This is a genomic window from Spiroplasma sp. Moj (assembly GCF_016082285.1).
GTDB classification, from domain to species: domain Bacteria; phylum Bacillota_I; class Bacilli_A; order Mycoplasmatales; family Mycoplasmataceae; genus Spiroplasma; species Spiroplasma phoeniceum.
In genome coordinates, this window is sequence record NZ_MQTY02000141.1 from 1 (window position 1) to 2,086 (window position 2,086).

Annotated in this window: 1 protein-coding gene; it reads right to left on the reverse strand. The window is 26.2% G+C overall.

Translation table 4 applies throughout. From position 1 onward, the window contains the following. Nucleotides 1–919: 919 nt before the first annotated feature. Nucleotides 920–1,189 (reverse strand): hypothetical protein, encoded by a 270-nt coding sequence (locus tag BST80_RS05110; RefSeq protein ID WP_415746259.1) that lies wholly within the window; start codon nucleotides 1,187–1,189, stop codon nucleotides 920–922. Between the last annotated feature and the right edge of the window lie 897 nt (nucleotides 1,190–2,086).

Genomic DNA, 2,086 nt, shown 5'->3' on the forward strand with positions numbered 1-2,086 from the left:
GCAATTTGCGCGTGTGTGTAAAGATTTACACAGCCATAGCCTAGCACACCAATACACACACACACACACACCAACAATCACACACACTTAGACCATAAATTGTACCATTTCATTTTTTAACATATTTCTTGTTGTTCGCCTTCTTCTGGCAGGAACAATTGTCAGCTAATTTGAATAACTCACAAGTTTAATATGAATTTATGAATTTATGAATATCAAATGCGAATATTTTTGGAGCTTTACATTTAACTTTCTTGACTTTCGAAAAGTTTTTCAATAAATATCTTGGTTAGCCGCAGGTTTCCCAACTGAATTCAATTTTAAATGACCAACTTTTCTAGTTGAAGCTCTCAAACTAGAACTGCAAGTCCCAATATATAATAGGTGCAAATCTGAAGCTATTTCTGATAAATTTGCAATACTAAAGAATTTTTGAAATAAAATTAATTATACACAGTTAAGCTTCGATAAAAAAAATATATATACATAAAGATATAACATAAGGTATATCCTAACATAAAAGTATAGCCTTTATGTGCATACGTTTATACAATAAAATTAAAAAATTTTTNNATNATTAGCAAAAATAAAATATGCACCTTTACCATTCTTATTAATTTTATATTCGTTATATCAATTCTTATTAGTAAAGTCTTGCATTTTTAAAAAGTTATTAATTAATTTAGTATCTAATTGTTGATTAGTAAGTGGATTATAAATGCTAATTTCTAAATCTCGCGGATTTAAAAAATTAGCATTATCTTCACAAATTCTTTTTTCTAAAATCTCATTATGTTTTTGAACAGTAACATTTTTACGATTAGTAATCGTTGATGCTAAATTAAGATAGTAACTATTAATATCATATTCTTTTTTTAATTTCTTTTTGGCTGGTAACAATCCCATTTATAACACCTCTTTATTTTGTATCTTCTTTTTTAATAACATCTTCAATACTATCTTGTTTTTGTTGTTTGTTATGAATTTTGATAAATCTAATAGTTTCAATAATTAAAACAACAACCCCAAAACCATTAAGCATTGCACCAATAATTACATATGCAGGTCAACCAATCCCTAATTTAGTAGGTCCTATAAAACAAATAATAATTCCTGCGATAAAAAACAATGATGAAACTCCAAAGATTTTCAAAAACATAATTACATCTTTAACTTCTACTTTTGGCATAAAAACATCTCCTTCCTAACTTACTTTTTTCTTTCAATATACAATCCTTTAATTTCAACACTATTTGATATTGATGATAATTTAAACTCACCGTTGGAAAATAATTGAATGGTAATTCAACCACTTGGATTATTTCCATATGATATTCCACTTGCTAATTGACCTTTAAAATTTATATGCGTAATTATATATAGTTCTATCTCAAGCGTTGTATAACACCATAAACGATAATAATATTCTGACTTATTAAAATTTTTAATTTTATATCCTTTAGAATCTTGAATAAAATCACTAGCATCAACAACTTCTCAATCATTTGGTATTTTAGGTAAATCTTTTTTCTGTAAATAAAATTTATCTAAATATTTGGTAGTACCAAATGTATCATCAGTACTTTCAATTCCCGCAACTGTACTATCAATAATNATATAATCAGCAGTATTTTTACCACCTTCAAAACTAGAGTCTCAAATTCTTAATTCCCCATTTTCAGCATTAAAATCAGCATTAGCACGACCACTACTATTAGGTAATAAAGTTATTTTATTTTGTTTTAAATCTGAAACCATTAATTCATCAGCAGTATTTTTAATAATTGTTTTATTATCAATTTTAATATCACTACCGCCACTTTGTTTTGCTTTTCAGACACCATTTTCTTCATAAATAGTATCATTATCAAACGGAACATTTATTTCATTATTGTTATTTTTAACAATACTTTTATTGTCAATCTTAGTTTTTTCTTTTTCTATTAAAGCATCAACTTCTAATTGTGTATAATATGCTTCTAAATCTATCGTAGTTAAATCAATACCTTCTTCTTGAAAAGTACGAAACATTTTCTTTAAAGTTGTTAAATTAGCCAGTGATTTTGCATAACTAGGTAATAAACCT